This is a genomic window from Corynebacterium glyciniphilum AJ 3170, from assembly GCF_000626675.1.
Classification (GTDB): domain Bacteria; phylum Actinomycetota; class Actinomycetes; order Mycobacteriales; family Mycobacteriaceae; genus Corynebacterium; species Corynebacterium glyciniphilum.
The window spans coordinates 1,223,013-1,237,191 of record NZ_CP006842.1 but is presented as its reverse complement, the minus strand read 5'-3'; the positions used below and the strand labels follow the sequence as shown (position 1 = coordinate 1,237,191).

The following is a 14,179-nucleotide window of genomic DNA, read 5'->3' as shown; positions in this document are numbered from 1 at the left end:
CCATCTAGTTGCCGTACACGGCGAGCCAGAGATGTCCCAGGCACCCTTGTGCGTGATGGGCAGTGTCCAACCACAGGGCACGGGATTCTGCGTAGCCCGCCACAAGCGTGCGCCATCTGCTTCCCCTCAGGCACGTATTCTCTCCATGTGGAGACAGTAGAGCGAGGTCGCAGACTGATGCTGGCGGCAGCCAGGCGTCACTCGGTCGCGGTGCTGCGAGACGGTACCGTGGCCGCCGTCGGTGACGGCCGAGCCGGCGAATGCGATGTCGACCACTGGAACAATGTCGTCGCCGTAGCAGCGGGGAATGTGCATACCGCCAGGAACACCGGCAAATCGCATACTGTCGGTCTCCGCTCGGACGGCACCGTTCTGGCGACCGGATGGAATCACGACCGCCAGTGCGACACCGGGGGCTGGCGTGACATAGCGACGGTAGCAGCGGGCTGGCGGCGGACACTCGGAGTCTGCTCAGATGGCACTGCGTCGGCGACCGGTCGGATCACCGAGGGTGCCTGTGATGTGAGCCGATGGAGAGACATCGTGGCTGTATCGTGCGGTGATTGGCATTCCGTCGCGCTACGCGACGATGGATCCGCAGTGGCAGCAGGAAATAACCGGCGAGGTCAATGCGCGGTGGAGGCGTGGAGAAATCTCACCGCCATCGCAGCCGGTTCGGCCTACACGGTCGGGCTGAAAGCCGACGGGCGGGTTCTCATCACCGGGGCGCCAACCACTGGATTAGCCGACATCGACGAGTGGGAAGATATTGTCACGGTGTCCGCGGGGAGCCAGCATGCGGTGGGTGTGACTGCTTCAGGCCGAGTTCTGGCAGCCGGCGACAACAGTCACGGCCAGTGTGATATCGAGAGCTGGGAAAACATCGTCGCCATCGCCGCAGGCTCGGCCCATACGCTCGGATTGTGTTCCGATGGGTCCCTCGTCAGTGCAGGGACCAATACTGACGGCCAGCGGGACATCGCAACGTGGGCCGGCCGTCTCAGCCCCTGGCGTTGTGCCGGTTGAACGCCTCCATCACCGCCGCCTGGATGACAGCAGCGTGCTCACCCCAGTGTGCGGTGAGCTCACGGACGGTGCGTTCGCTCGGCATCTCAGCAAGATCGTGCAGCCAGCGAATCGCCTTCCGCACGCCGAGATCCCCTGCCGCGACCAGTGGGCGGTCGAACCAGCGGATCATCACCCAGTCGGCGGTCCAGCGTCCGATACCGGGGATCGATGTCAGCCGACTACGTAGCTCGACATCGTCAAGCGCAGTGAGTGTCTGGCTGTCCAGGACACCGTCAGCGATTGCGCGGGCTGTCGCCAGAATGAATCTGGCCTTCATACCGCTGAGCTGCATGTCCCGTAGCTCGTCCACCGACGTGCTCAACGCCCTGTCGATGTCCAGCCAGTACGCGCCCGTATCTCTGACAGAATGGTAGATGCCGAGTCGTGTTGCCAGACGTTGCCGCAGGACGGAGGCGAACTCAAGGTTGATCTGCTGGGCAGTCACGCACCGGACCACCGACTGGAACAGCGATGTAGACCGCACCACTGCAGCCGAGTCGATGATCTCGCGCGGCACTTTCCCCGCCACCTCAGGGCAGGTGTCCACCCACCCCTCGCCAGGAGCATCGCCGACGATGAACTGACGATGGACCACGTCCTCGATGTCAGACGGGTATCCACCGGCCGTCACCGTCCATGTTGTCGGGCCAGGTTCTGAGCCCACATCAATCTGGACGGCCTCCACACCGTCCCCAGCATCGACGGCACGTGTAAACCGGCGACCGTCCCACCGGTCGATCATGTCGTCGCCGTGACGTCGGAACGTATCGAGCGATACCGGCGACGCGAAGAGCGGGGTCATCGTCCGGGTCAGCTCACTGTCAGTCATTCCTCCAGTATCCGACGCTCGAGGACACTGTGCCACGTGCTTGTTATGCTGATCGCTGCGAGGGTTACGGAGATCACTCGATCCGGGTAAACAACCAGTACCGGATCATCTCCATCTGGACAGGCAGAGGCGCTGTTGACGTTGACTTCACCGACTACCACTGACCACAACCAGGACGACAACGCGGACTCCGTGATCATCCCTGCTCCCCACCCCGGAGAAATCCTCAAACTGGGGTTCCTGGAACCACTGGCCATCACCCAGTACCGCCTCGCAAAAGACCTGGGTGTGTCAGAGTCTCAGATTTCCAGGCTCGTGCGTGGACAGATCGGGCTTTCCGCGAGTCTTGCGGTCCGGCTGGCCGCCTACTTCGGCAACTCTGCGGAATTCTGGGTCGGCATCCAGGAGTCCCACGACCTGTTCCACGCCCGACAGAACACCGACATAAGCAACATCCCCAGTTGAGACAAGCGATCTTCCTAGTAGTGCGCACGGCCCCACCTTCGTGCTCGTCACACGCTCAAAGAGTGGTTCACAGTCCCACTCCCCACGTAAACTCCTGCACCACATGACCGGTTCAACTTTCCTCTCCCTCGACCCCGCCGCAGCTCCGCCACGGGGCAGGACAGCATGGCTCGCCGCGCAACTCCGCGCGGCGATCGCCGACGCTGTGCTCCGGCCCGGTAACCGCCTGCCTGCGACGCGGACGCTGGCCACGGAACTGCAGATGTCGCGTGGCACCGTCGTGGAGGCGTACCGACGTCTGACGGAGGAAGGCCTCCTGGTCACCAACCGTGGTGGCGGTACCGAAGTTGCAACCACGATCCCCTCACCAGCTTCACCGTCGGACGCGGCGGCCTCTGACACCACCACAGAACTCGCAGAGCACGGCGAGCTACTGAACATCTCCGCCGGGGTGCCGGACATCAGCGCTTTTCCGCGTGCAGCTTGGCTGCGTGCAGAACGACGCGTCCTCGACACGGCGACACCGGATGACCTGGGATACGCCGATCCCGCCGGCGTTCCGGCACTGCGGACGGCGCTGGCGTCATGGTTAGGGCGTAGTCGTGGCCTGGCCGTCTCACCACAGCAGATCATCGTCACTGCCGGGGTGACCGGGGCTCTCAGCCTGCTCGCGCAGGTACTGCGCCGCCGCGGCATCACCGACTGTGCTGTCGAGGATCCCGGCGCGGAGGGCAACCGCCGGATCCTGAACTACTGGCTGGACGAGCTTCATCCCGTCCCGGTCGATGCCTCCGGCATCGACGTCGACGCCCTCTCCCGTACCGGAGTGGGTGCCGCCGTGGTCACCCCGGCCCATCAGTTCCCGACCGGTGTCGTCCTGTCTCCTGATCGCCGCCGTGCGCTGGTGGAGTGGGCACGGTCAACCGACGGGTTCATCATCGAGGACGACTACGACTCCGAGTACCGCTACGACCGCTCCCCGGTCCGGGCCATGCACCCCATGGCTCCGGACCGCATCGTCCATGTCTCCAGCCTGTCGAAGGTCCTTGCTCCGGCGCTTCGTCTCGGTTGGGTGATCGTCCCGGAACCGCTGCGGGACGACCTGGCGGAGCTGCGGTGGGCGACGGATCTGGGCTCTCCTGCCCTGCCCCAGCTCGCCCTCACCGATCTGATCGACAACGGCGTGCTGGAGCGTCACCTGCGCAGCCTCCGGTTGCGCCATCGGGAGCGCCGTGACGCAGCTGTGGATGCGATCCACCGCTACCTCCCCGGATGCACCATCGACGGTATTGCCGCGGGCCTGCATCTGCTCGTCCGCCTGCCTGACCATGTCGACGACGTCGCACTCTGTGCGCGAGCCCGCGATGCCGGCCTCGCGGTACAACCTTTGTCGAGCCACCGCGCCGCCCCGGGCCCGCCCGGGGTGGTTATCGGGTACGGTCCGCATTCCCCGCGGCGTCTTGACGCGGCCATCCGGCAACTCGGTGAGTTGGTACGAAACACTCACTGCTGAGTCAGGGCGAGCATCACCGCGAGGACGACGAACGATGCGGCGAATACCCTCCCGATCCACGCCATCACCACCGGTCGTCCGACCACGTACCGGCGCAACCAGGCGGCGCACACACCGTAAACCGCGAAGATCAGCAGGGTGACCACCATGAACGCGGCACCGAGGATTGCCATCTCCAGGACGGCACCGTCAGCCCCGGTATCAACGAACAGGGGCAGGAAGACGAAGAAGAACACGGTGAGCTTCGGGTTGAGCAGATTCACGAGAACAGCGTTTCCGATCACCTTCCCGGAAGACGGCCCCGTCATCGGCGCACTCTCGTCAGCGCCGTCAGCCTCGTCGGTGTCGGGCGCCAGGACCCCGGTCTGGCGCCAGGTCCCCCACGCCATGTACAGCAGGTAGGCGACACCGAGCCACTTGAGGACGCCGAAAGCGACGGGGCTCGCCGCGAACACTGCCGCTGCACCGGAGAGGGCGAGCACAAGGTGAGGAATGATGCCCAAAGTGCAGCCCACCGCGGCAATCAGCCCGGCTCGAATGCCGCGGTTCAGTCCGGCGGCGACGGTGAACAGTGCCCCGGTCCCTGGTGTCGCGGTCACGATGATCGAGGTGATCCAGAATTCAATGGTCATTCTGTCAGCGTGCGGGAGATCATGGTCTAACTACAGATCCAATGATCCTCCACTGTCATGGTCCAAACCGAGTACTGATTGCAAGGCCACTCCGGTTCGACTACGTTATGAAACGAACTCGTTTCGTATCGAAAAAGGGAGTGACGCCATGGCTGCCACCGATGACCACCCTGGGAGCACCCGAGGACGCCCGGTGAACACCAAGTTGACCCCTGCGATCATGGAGGCCGTCCTCGCGCTGCTGGCCGAGAACGGCTATGCCGCGTTGACCACCGCCGCCGTCGCCAAGCGTGCCGGCGTCTCGACTGCGACGCTGTACCGCCGGTGGCCCTCGAAGCGCGACCTCCTCCTTGCTGCGGCAGCCCAGATCGCCGAGACCGAAAACGCCGACATTGACACCGGGACGACGGAGGGCGATCTCGTCGAGCTGCTGGCCCACAAGCGCCGTGTGCTGTCCGGAGCCGTCGGAGCAACGCTCGTGGCACTGGTCGGGGAAGCTGCGCACGACCCCGAACTCGCCGCCATCGTCCGGCACAGTGTGCTCGAACCGACGCGTGACCACCTCGCCGCCGTCCTCAAGCGCGCCGAGGAGCGGGACGAGCGACGTGCCGGCGACGCATCCTCCGCCGCGCATCTGATTATCGGCGCGATCCTCGCTCGGGCGGCTTTCATGGGCTCCGATGACGCGACGGAGATCCTTCGGGACGAGGACGTCTCCCTCCTCGTCCAGGCGATCACGGGAGCTCCGTCCCACGGGCTCCCCCACGCCGTTCCGGGGAGGTGACGACAGTGACCCAGACGATGAACCAGACCGTCGTGATGACCGGAGCTACCCGCGGCATCGGTCGCGTCGCAGCACAGCGACTGCTGACCCGCCAGCCGGGCACACACCTTGTGCTCCTCAGCCGCGGCGATGCCACGGATGTCGTCGCGGACCTGCAGAAAACGGGAGGAACGGTATCTGCCATTCCCACCGATCTGGCGTCTCTGCATAGCGTCTACGAGGCTGCGGCGACCGTCGCCCACCGCTGTGGCGCCGGCGATCTCCCGCCCCTGGGCGCAGTCGTCTGCAACGCCGGGGTTCAGCACACGTCAACACTGGTAGAAACTGTCGACGGCTTCGAGGCGACGTTCGCCGTCAACGTCCTGGCGAACCACATTCTGTTCCGCACACTGCACCAGCACGTCCGTCCCGGCGGCCGGGTCGTCGTGACCGTCAGCGACACGCACGTCGGGGATCTGCGCCACAACCTGGGCATGGTGCCCGGACCCCGGTGGTTACCCACCGACATCCTGGCGCACACCGGCGCATTCTCACCACCGGGACGTACCAGGGCCGGACGCACAGCCTATTCGACCAGCAAACTGGCCGCGATCTACCTGCTCCACGAATACGCCCGCCGATTTCCCACCGGTCCAGCGGTGTACGGATACAACCCCGGCCTGGTCCCCGGCACCGGCCTCACGCGGGACGCCGACGTACTGTCCCGGTTCGCGATGAGATGGCTCATGCCAGCACTGACCGTGTCGCCACTGGCTACGACATCGGCGAAGGCCGGAGCACTACTCGCCGAGGCGGTCGTCGGTGATATTCCCGCACCGAGCGGTGCCTACATCGACCGGGACCATGTCGCGGACTCCTCACCGGAGTCCTACGACCCAGATCGCGAACGACAACTGTGGGATGCCGTCGAACACCTCACCACACCGTTCATGCACCAGGAGGACAACACATGACACGCACCCTCGTCATCACCGGAGCCAGCGACGGAATCGGCGCCGCGGCCAGCCGTCAACTCGCCGACGGCGATACGCGACTAGTTCTCATCGGACGCTCACCGGAGAAAACCCGGGCAGTGGCCGACGAACTCGGAGCCGACTACCACTGCGCGGATTTCACCCGACTCGATGATGTCCGCGAACTCGCGGCGACGCTCCGCAGGACCTGCGACCGTATCGATGTCCTGGCGAACAATGCCGGTGGGATCTTCTCCGGCCCCACAGCGACCCCGGACGGGTTCGAGATGACCTTCCAGGTCAACCATCTGGCCCCGACGCTGCTCACACACCTGTTGATCGACCTCCTCGTCGACAGTCAGGCTGCTGTGGTCAACACCTCCAGTATCGGCGCACGCCTGTTCGGCCGGATCACTCTCGACGATCTGAACACCTGGCAGAACTTCTCGCCGAACCTGGCCTACGGTAACGCCAAGCTGGCGAACATCCTGTTCACCACGGGCCTGCACGAGCGTTTCCATGCGCAGGGGCTGTCTTCGGTGGCATTCCACCCCGGTATCGTCGCGACGAACTTCGCCTCAGACACCGACAGCTCCTTTCAGCGCATCTACCACGGAGCGCTGAAGGCGTTCCTCATCTCCCCGGAACGGGGCGGCGCACGCCTGCGGCATTTCATCGACGCGCGGCCGGACGAGACGTGGCAGTCGGGCAAGTACTATGCGACACCCCGACGAGTCGGACGTACCAACCGGCAAGCCTATGATCCGGCAATAGTGCGGGGACACTGGGAGCGGAGCGCGGAGATGCTGGGGATCGAGTGGTGACCTGAAAGACAGACCACACCGCCAGAGACCAGTTGCTCCGGCAATGACGAGAAGAAGTCAGAGCACCGAACGGTGGTGTCTGCTGTGGCGTCGCCAGACGAAGGCTGTCCCCAGAAGGCACACTGCTGTGACCACGGTGACGCCGAGGAAGGTCGCGGGAAGGCCTGTGTACTCCGCGGCGACGCCGATCACGGGCGGTCCGGCAAGATAGGCCGCATAACCGATGACGCTGAGCCGCGCGCTGACGCCAGCGACCTCGTGTGGCCGGGCGTGTGCAGCGCGAGTCAGTGCCAGCGGAAACATCGGGCCGGCGCAGAGGCCGATCAGAATGACGGCAACGAGAGCGACTCCCGGACTCTCCACCATGATTGCGGCGGCAGTCGGCACGGCGACGGCACCAGCTGCCACGACAACGAAAATACCGTCCGGGATGTACCGCGACAGCATGTCACTGGCCGTCCGCGAAAGGAACATGGCTGCGCTGAACACCGTGAGAGCCGATGCAGCAAACGCAGGATCGGCGCCCATGTCGCGCCGAAGGAGAAGACTCGACCAGTCGGTGACCATGCCTTCCAGAAGGAACCCGCTGAGAGCGAGTACCGCTACAGTGACAGGAACCCATCCGACCCTGGACCGTGGCTTGTCTGTCGGGGCCATGGCAGCCGTCGTCCGTGATTGACGAGCGTCTTCCCGAGAGTGGGACGTTGAGGCGACGAGCACAGCGGAGGCCATCGCACCGAGAACAAGCAGACATGCCGCCGAGGCCAGGAAGTGAGCGGTCAGGTCCGCTTTAAGGTGCACGGCCCAGGCCGCAGCACCTGCGCCGGCCATCACGCCGATGCTGTACGCGCCATGCAGCGTGCCGATAATGCGCTTGTGTTCAGCCGCCTGGACCCGCATTGCTGCAGTGTTCATCGCAACGTCGAGTACCCCGCTCAACACTCCCAGCAGTAGAAGTACGGCCATCAACGTCGCAAGACCCGTTGCGAACCCAATCAGGGGTAGAGCGGCTGGAAAAGCCAGAGCCGCAACGGCGCAGACTGTCACGTCACGCGCATTCCGCAGGACGCGACCGGTGATCAGCATCGCAGGAACAGCACCCAGCGCGATGCCCAGCAGCGCAGTACCAAGTGCACTGTCCGAGAGCGCGAGATCATCCTTGACCTCGGGTATTCTCGGCGCCCAACTCGACAGCACAGCCCCGTTCACAAAGAATACGAACCACAGGGCGACGGGGACAGAAAAACGGTGCAGCAGCATGAGACGGCTCCAGGGCCGCCCTGACGACTGCAGTGCACGCCACCCCCGGACGGTCAGGGGCGGCAACTCCAGACCATCTCAGTGTATCAACGGCATGCTGATTTGACCCTCACGTCGCGTCATACCGGAACGTCCTCCACATGGCGGCACCAGTACAGCACCACATCATCGATAACCCCTATCACCCCGTGGCTCGTCGCATTACGGACGTGGTGCGACGTCGAGCCGTCGCGCCGAACGTCATTCTGATCGATGACCTGGAGAACATTGTCCAGGCAGCACGCAGCGGTGTCCTGATCGACAGCCTCTACATCACCGAAGGTCGCAATCCCCTCGCACTCGACGAGGTGGTGTCTGAACTGCACGAAGTTCAGATACACACGCTGTCCAGCGCCGTCACCAAGAGGATCTTCGGCGACGACAAACGCTCACGCATCTTCGCCTTGGCACAATCGCCCGCTCCGGGTGAGCTCAGCGACTTTTCCGACAGTTCCGGTGACATCATCGTTCTTGATGGCGTGCGCCTGGTCGGCAATATTGGCGCGATCGTCAGAACATCCGCGGGTCTCAATGCCGCGGCGGTCATTCTCCTGGATAGTGGACTACGGACCGTGTTCGATCGGCGCTTGATCAGGGCAAGCAGAGGTCTGGTTTTTACCCTGCCTACCGTGATTGCGCCTCGACGCGACGTCATCCACTACCTGCACGAACAGCAGATTCCTGTAGCAACACTGGCAGCTGATTGCACCGTGCCGATCGAGGTTCTGCAGAGGGTCAAGGAACGAATCGCGATAGTGCTGGGCAGCGAGCGCCGCGGCGTATCCACTGACATCGCCAGAATCGCTGACTATCGGTGCTCCATCGCGATGTCGGACGACATAGAGTCACTCAATGTCTCGGTCTCGGCGGGTATTGCACTACACGAACGGGCCCATTCGCGCTGCGGGTAGGTGGCAGTGCAGCATCTGTTTGTGCTGTGTGCCGCTGAACCAGGCGTTGGTACAACTTGCTCTCTCACGACGAGAACGGCACAGCCGGCTGCGAAGCCAGTTTCGGTGTGGACCTCGACGAGAGGCTCTCGCGGCAGTAGGCCACGGACCGTACAATTGGAGTTCCGCACGTCACGGAAAGGCGCCGACCATGACCGATTTCACCACGTTGACTGGTATCGACGGTTATCGTGCCGCGTTCCCCGATGTGTTCTCCGGCGTGAGCGACGCCGACGCCGAGCCGGTCATCGAAGCAGCGCACAGCAGCGTCCTGGAAGGGTGGGAACCCACCGGGACGGATATCCGGGATCTGGCAGACCGTAGACAACGCAACGGTTCGTCCTTCCTGACGCGCACCGAAATTGACACTCTCGCCACCAACAACGGCGGCGATCCGGACAGGCGGAGGGGGTTCCGACCCGAGCCCGACGTGTGGAGCAGCTACTTCTTTCCCGGCACGACCACCCTGCGTAGCTATCTCGGCCTGCGTGATGCTGCGTGCCTCGGCGCAGTCGAGCACATCGTGGCGACGGGCCGCGCAATGGCGATGGCGTCCGGCGAGCTCGTCATCGACGGGGAGGGTGCTGGCGAGCGCCTCTCGTCGATCCACCACACCCTGTTCGAGGACATTTACCCGTGGGCGGGCCGACCCCGGGTGGTGAACATGATGAAAGGGACCCACGGGTTCGGTGACCACCACAGCATGAGCATGTACATGCGCCAACTTGACCGGTCGATCGAGCGGTTCGACTGGGCTGAGGCCACCTTCGACCAGAGAGTGGGCACACTGGCCGACCTGCACACTGACCTGAACTTCGCCCACCCGTTCCGCGACGGCAACGGGCGGGCATCGCGACTGTTCATGACCGACCTCGCCGGCCGACACGGTGTGGAACTGCACTTCAACCGGGTGAGTTGCGAGGACTGGATCCGTGCCTCGGCAGCGACGTTCGTGGACCCCTCCGGCATACACACCGACTCGACACCACTGCGACAGGTCTACCGTCAGGTTGCGTCGCCATAAGCCTCTCTACCACAAAATAAGAAGTAGAAGAATCTTCGCGACCATCTCCGGCTAGACGTTCGATAGTGCTCACCTCCACTGTGAGCGTTGGGCTGTCACGGGGATTCCTGACATTTGGCACTTCAGCCAAGTGCCCCACACTGGTGCACTGGAGGTGAAAAGTGCCCAGGCGCTCCTTGAGGCAGCGGGCGCCACCGTCTCCGTGAGCATTCACGACGCGGATGGCCCGATGCTCGACTCACCGCTGAGTGAGGTACTGCGGGCGAGTGTCACCGCCATCCTGGAATATCCGGGAACACCCGACGTGAATATCACCGTGGATGCAGGCCGGATGAATATCCATAGCGTCAGCTCAACAATCGTTTCGGCCCCAGCACTGCAACGACTGTCACGGCTGAAGGAAGTTCTCGCCCGACGTGGTATCCAGCTGATCACGAAGCACGGTGAGGACGAGTTCACGGTGACCGCAACGGTTGTAGGCCTCTAATTTCGACGTCGGGCGGCTGCGAGACAGTCCCTGATCCTGTCCTGAACCTCGACTATTGCCGTGGCGATCGATGCTTCTGCACTCTCCCACCTACCGGTGGCAAGGGCGAATGACACCGCACCGCGATACCCGATCAAGAGGGTGTCTGCCATCGCAGTTGTCTCCTCTTCGTGAATACCACAGCGGACAAGATACCCCGTGATGGCATCCACCCATTCTCTGTCGGCGTCAACGAGTAACGGCCTGTACTGGTCTGGATCGCGGATCGCCAGCGACACGAGCTCAAAATACAATGCGAGAAACGGACGCGCTCCAGGTAGCTTCGCCTCCTGCCACAGCCGATCAACCGTCTCACCAAGTTGCCGTTCAGGCTCATCCTCCCAGTGCACCCGGGTAAGCGACTGGGCTATCTGGGCGTGATGTCGCCTCAGATCGCGGATGACCTCGACGAGCAGCTTCTCCTTACTGCCAAAGTGATACAGCAACGTGCGCGGAGCAACTCCAATTTCGTTGGCTAAAGGTCGCAGGGTGACGCCTGCGATTCCGAGCCGCTGCACGACGTCGGTAGCCGCAACGAGTAGCTCTGCTTTGCGTTCAGGATTCCTAGGACGGGCCATGTCCTATTTTTACCACGATCGTTCCACTAATATGACAGCATGACCAAGACACCGAACACATTTCCCGACCGTCACGACGTTCTCACCGCCATCGGCTACGGAGTCGCAATCTGGGTTATCGCCACAACACTGATCACCACACTCGGGCCAGTCCTCCTGCCGGATTCCGGTTCATGGCCCGGAGTGCTCGCGATCATCGCTTTTACCGCAGCAGCTCTTGCCCTGGCAGTCATCGCTTACGTGTTATACCGCCGTCGACGCGCTGATTCGATAACCCACCGGCTCCTGTTCGGCTCCGGGATCGCCGCCACCGGCCTCCTCCTCGATGCCGTGATCTATGGCGCTGCCGCCTCGCGATATCCGTCCTTGACGGAACCGCAGCAAGGTCCGGTCGCGTTCTTTCTCGTGTCGGCGTATGCCGCCTTGATCATCGCTCCCCACGTCGTGCGCACACGCCAGGGCGAACACTGCCCCATCGCCTGACGCAGCGAGAGTCAGTCGCCGTCCTCATCCCCGATCAGCGCAAGCAGCCCGGGAAAGCGCGCGTCGAGATCTTGACGGCGGAGAGTTACCCCACTCCTGTTGCCCCGGTCCACCTGTCTCACCAGCCCAGCTTCCCGAAGCACCTTGAAATGATGGCTCCGCGTCGATTTCGACAGGTCCAGCCCGAAGCTCGTGCAGGAACGCTCGCTGGCGTCGACGTCGTGCACCAGGGCACGGACGACACGGCGACGATGCGGATCAGCCAGCGCGGACAACACCGCGCCGAGTTCGATCTCGTCTGGCTCCGGGGACTGTGGCTGACGGGGCACGATACTTCCTTTCTCCGTCTTTCGACGCACTACTGAAGGTTCGTCTTGCATCGTACCTCATCGACGTGCTTGCATAGGTTCGTCAATATTCGAACCTTAGCTTTTCATCGAACCACAGGAGTGCTCATGCCCCGACCCCGACTACTACTGACAGTGATCCTGTTCGCGCAGTTCGTCATCCCGCTGTCCATCTCCGGCACCGCCGTCGCACTTCCCGGCATCGCCGCGGACCTGGGATCCGACCCGACCCCACTGCAGTGGGTCGTCAACGGCTTCAACGTCTCGTTCGCCATCTGCACCATCGCCTGGGGAGCCTTCTCCGACCGCATCGGATACACCCGCTCATTCCGTATCGGCATCGTCATAGCCGCAGTTGGCGGCATCATCAGTGCTCTGGCGCCCACGCTGAGCATCCTCGATGCCGGACGAGTGATCGCCGGTATCGGATCGGCCGCCGTACTCACTGGAGCAGCACCGTTGCTGACGCACCTGTTCGAGGGCCCTGCCCGAGCCAAGGCATTCGCCTTGTTCGGGACGATCAACGGCCTCGGACTGGCCGCTGGTCCAGCACTGTCCGGCATGTTGCTCTCCGTCTGGGGCTGGCGCGGGATCTTCGCTGTACAGGCCATCGTCCTAACTGTCGCCCTGCTGGGATCCACCCGGCTGCCTCGGCTCGGGCGCGGCGAGACGTCACTGCGCCAGCTCCTGGACTTCTCAGCGTTGAAGGCCCCGAGTTTCCTCGCGATGACACTCGTGCCGGTGGCCGGGGCCATCGGGTTCGTGACATTCCTGACCTACCTCCCCAGCGCCCTGGGAGCGATCCATAACCTCAGTTCCGGAGTCATCGGAGCCCTCATGCTGACGATGACGGTTCCGGTCCTCATCGCTCCGACACTGGTCCACCGAATCATGCAGTCCGGGCGAGCCACACCCACCAGTGTTATCGCGGTCTCTTTCACCATGCTCATTGTCGGCGGCGTGGGCGTTGTTCTTCTCCTGCGCCCGGATCTCCCCGTCGCGGTAGGTATCGCCCCCATGGTCTTGCTCGGCCTGGGCTTCGGACTGCCGTTGGGATTCGTCGACGCCGAGGCGCTTGCCGCCGTGCCGTCGGAACGTGCCGGTGCCGCGTCCGGAGTCATCAACCTGTTGCGAATCGGCTCCGAAGCTGTTTTCGTCGCCGCCTATGCCGCCATTCTCGCCGCCATCGTCACCACCACACTCCCCGGAAACGCAGGACAACTGGTCGCGTCCGGTGGAACCGGACACCCCTGGATTTACCACGACGGTCTCGTCGCCGCCGCACTGACGATGATCGGCCTGGTGGCACTCCTCGGGATCGCCTTCGTCCTCATTCACCGAGTGTCGGTCCGCACGTCCCGGAAAAATACAACGCCCGAGCTCAACACGGAAACGTCACCTGTACAACAGTGACGAGATATGACGGATCCAGTGGGCGACGTGAGACCTTCGGCCCGTTCCTCACAATCTCGAATTCCGCCACTTCTCCGGCCCTTTCATTTTCACGGGAGCTGAGATCCTGGTTGCGAAAGGATCAATTACCGAAACTCTAGCCTCAGATACTCCCCTTGCGCTCTATCACCAGTATCCTGGCCGTCCCAGCCGGATGGGCAACGTGCTCATCCCCGGTCTCCACACAGCACACAGTGCCGGGAGTGAGCAGTTCTACTCGCTTCTCGCCATTAACCCGATAGTGCATGTCGACAGCCCCGTCCAGGACAACGAAGAGCTCTGGGCCGTCATTGACGTGCCACGTGTAGGGCTGATCGGTCCAGTGCAATCGGACGGTTGCGTTGTCGAATTCACCGAGATCAAGAGCTTCCCAAGGTCGATCGGCAGTGTAGCCACCGGCATCAATAAACTTCATCTGCTTCATCCTCCGTCAATCTCCAGTTTTCTCTGTC

The 14,179-nt window shown here is 63.2% G+C and carries 17 protein-coding genes; 11 read left to right on the top strand and 6 right to left on the bottom strand.

Annotation, left to right across the window (positions count from 1 at the left end; genetic code table 11):
* Positions 1-147: 147 nt before the first annotated feature.
* A complete protein-coding gene (locus tag CGLY_RS05810; RefSeq protein WP_227590402.1) occupies positions 148-1,026 on the top strand; it encodes an RCC1 domain-containing protein in 879 nt (292 codons plus the stop codon).
* Here CGLY_RS05810 and CGLY_RS05805 read toward each other — a convergent pair.
* Positions 1,001-1,897 carry a DNA-3-methyladenine glycosylase family protein gene (locus CGLY_RS05805; protein ID WP_038547264.1) on the bottom strand — a complete coding sequence of 299 codons (897 nt, stop codon included), beginning with the start codon at positions 1,895-1,897 and terminating at the stop codon, positions 1,001-1,003. The two genes, CGLY_RS05810 and CGLY_RS05805, sit on opposite strands and share 26 nt — an antisense overlap.
* A gap of 141 nt (positions 1,898-2,038) precedes the next feature.
* Between CGLY_RS05805 and CGLY_RS05800 the strand changes: the two genes are divergently transcribed.
* Together CGLY_RS05800 and pdxR are read left to right on the top strand one after the other, a co-directional pair.
* On the top strand, positions 2,039-2,362 hold the full coding sequence (locus tag CGLY_RS05800; RefSeq protein WP_038551575.1) for a HigA family addiction module antitoxin: 324 nt from the start codon (positions 2,039-2,041) through the stop codon (positions 2,360-2,362).
* A 103-nt stretch (positions 2,363-2,465) separates the two neighbouring features.
* Positions 2,466-3,875 (top strand): MocR-like pyridoxine biosynthesis transcription factor PdxR, encoded by a 1,410-nt coding sequence (pdxR, locus tag CGLY_RS05795; protein WP_038547262.1) that lies wholly within the window; start codon positions 2,466-2,468, stop codon positions 3,873-3,875.
* On the opposite strand, the gene CGLY_RS05790 is transcribed toward pdxR, so the two are convergent.
* Positions 3,866-4,507, bottom strand: coding sequence for a LysE family translocator (locus CGLY_RS05790; protein WP_038547259.1), 642 nt, complete (start codon positions 4,505-4,507; stop codon positions 3,866-3,868). The genes pdxR and CGLY_RS05790 overlap by 10 nt on opposite strands.
* A 148-nt stretch (positions 4,508-4,655) precedes the next feature.
* On the opposite strand from CGLY_RS05790, the gene CGLY_RS05785 reads away from it, so the two are divergent.
* From CGLY_RS05785 to CGLY_RS05775, 3 genes are read left to right on the top strand one after another with little or no spacing between them, the layout of a single operon-like run.
* On the top strand, positions 4,656-5,291 hold the full coding sequence (locus CGLY_RS05785) for a TetR/AcrR family transcriptional regulator (RefSeq protein ID WP_052539746.1): 636 nt from the start codon (positions 4,656-4,658) through the stop codon (positions 5,289-5,291).
* Positions 5,292-5,296: 5 nt separating this feature from the next.
* A complete protein-coding gene (locus CGLY_RS05780; RefSeq protein ID WP_227590401.1) occupies positions 5,297-6,244 on the top strand; it encodes an SDR family NAD(P)-dependent oxidoreductase in 948 nt (315 codons plus the stop codon).
* Entirely contained in the window at positions 6,241-7,068 is an 828-nt protein-coding gene (locus CGLY_RS05775; protein WP_038547257.1) for an SDR family NAD(P)-dependent oxidoreductase, read from the top strand. Before CGLY_RS05780 ends, CGLY_RS05775 begins: the two co-directional genes overlap by 4 nt.
* Before the next feature lie 57 nt (positions 7,069-7,125).
* Here the strand turns inward: CGLY_RS05775 and CGLY_RS05770 are convergent, their stop codons facing one another.
* Entirely contained in the window at positions 7,126-8,328 is a 1,203-nt protein-coding gene (locus CGLY_RS05770; protein WP_038547253.1) for an MFS transporter, read from the bottom strand.
* A gap of 140 nt (positions 8,329-8,468) precedes the next feature.
* On the opposite strand from CGLY_RS05770, the gene CGLY_RS05765 reads away from it, so the two are divergent.
* The 3 genes from CGLY_RS05765 to CGLY_RS05755 all read left to right on the top strand — a co-directional run bounded on the left by CGLY_RS05765 (position 8,469) and on the right by CGLY_RS05755 (position 10,828).
* Entirely contained in the window at positions 8,469-9,278 is an 810-nt protein-coding gene (locus tag CGLY_RS05765; protein WP_038547250.1) for a TrmH family RNA methyltransferase, read from the top strand.
* Positions 9,279-9,468: 190 nt separating this feature from the next.
* Positions 9,469-10,341: a Fic/DOC family protein gene (locus tag CGLY_RS05760; protein WP_038547248.1), complete on the top strand. Its 873-nt coding sequence runs from the start codon at positions 9,469-9,471 to the stop codon at positions 10,339-10,341.
* A 154-nt stretch (positions 10,342-10,495) separates the two neighbouring features.
* Positions 10,496-10,828 (top strand): hypothetical protein, encoded by a 333-nt coding sequence (locus tag CGLY_RS05755; protein ID WP_144313636.1) that lies wholly within the window; start codon positions 10,496-10,498, stop codon positions 10,826-10,828.
* Here CGLY_RS05755 and CGLY_RS05750 read toward each other — a convergent pair.
* On the bottom strand, positions 10,825-11,445 hold the full coding sequence (locus CGLY_RS05750; RefSeq protein WP_038547243.1) for a TetR/AcrR family transcriptional regulator: 621 nt from the start codon (positions 11,443-11,445) through the stop codon (positions 10,825-10,827). The two genes, CGLY_RS05755 and CGLY_RS05750, sit on opposite strands and share 4 nt — an antisense overlap.
* A gap of 39 nt (positions 11,446-11,484) precedes the next feature.
* Between CGLY_RS05750 and CGLY_RS05745 the strand changes: the two genes are divergently transcribed.
* On the top strand, positions 11,485-11,928 hold the full coding sequence (locus CGLY_RS05745) for a DUF7937 domain-containing protein (protein WP_038547241.1): 444 nt from the start codon (positions 11,485-11,487) through the stop codon (positions 11,926-11,928).
* A gap of 11 nt (positions 11,929-11,939) precedes the next feature.
* Here the strand turns inward: CGLY_RS05745 and CGLY_RS05740 are convergent, their stop codons facing one another.
* The gene (locus CGLY_RS05740) at positions 11,940-12,257 is read right to left on the bottom strand and encodes an ArsR/SmtB family transcription factor (protein ID WP_038547238.1); all 318 of its coding nucleotides are present in this window, start codon (positions 12,255-12,257) and stop codon (positions 11,940-11,942) included.
* Between the two features lie 126 nt (positions 12,258-12,383).
* Here CGLY_RS05740 and CGLY_RS05735 point away from each other — a divergent pair, with 126 nt between their 5' ends.
* Positions 12,384-13,688, top strand: coding sequence for an MFS transporter (locus CGLY_RS05735; protein ID WP_052539744.1), 1,305 nt, complete (start codon positions 12,384-12,386; stop codon positions 13,686-13,688).
* A 142-nt stretch (positions 13,689-13,830) separates the two neighbouring features.
* On the opposite strand, the gene CGLY_RS05730 is transcribed toward CGLY_RS05735, so the two are convergent.
* Positions 13,831-14,151 carry a cupin domain-containing protein gene (locus tag CGLY_RS05730; RefSeq protein WP_227590400.1) on the bottom strand — a complete coding sequence of 107 codons (321 nt, stop codon included), beginning with the start codon at positions 14,149-14,151 and terminating at the stop codon, positions 13,831-13,833.
* Between the last annotated feature and the right edge of the window lie 28 nt (positions 14,152-14,179).